Here is a 305-nt window from a genome sequence, read left to right as displayed (position 1 = left end):
AGTAATGCGTTCAGCTAACTGATACTAATTGCCCGTAAGGCTTGATCCTATAACAAGTCTGCCTTGTCGATGATCGTTAGTGCTTCAGCACCTACGAGCATCCCACGCAGAGCGTCGAGCAGCGAAGCTGATCGATGCGGCGCGCCGGTTGAAGTACCGGTGACCTGCGTAGCAAGACGAGACAAGTTGGATTCTCCGCAGAGCGTCGAGCAGCGAAGCTGATCGATGCGGCGCGCCGGTTGAAGTACCGGTGACCTGCGTAGCAAGACGAGACAAGTTGGATTCTCGTGTGTGATACACACAAC

1 protein-coding gene is annotated in these 305 nt (G+C 54.4%); it reads right to left on the bottom strand.

Annotation, left to right across the window (positions count from 1 at the left end; genetic code table 11):
- Positions 1 to 47: 47 nt before the first annotated feature.
- A partial coding sequence (locus KPB06_RS06870) for a hypothetical protein (protein ID WP_275920428.1) occupies positions 48 to 305 on the bottom strand: 258 nt, incomplete at its 5' end.

This window comes from Burkholderia semiarida, from assembly GCF_029268935.1.
Lineage (GTDB): Bacteria > Pseudomonadota > Gammaproteobacteria > Burkholderiales > Burkholderiaceae > Burkholderia > Burkholderia semiarida.
This window is presented reverse-complemented; position numbering and strand designations above follow the sequence as displayed.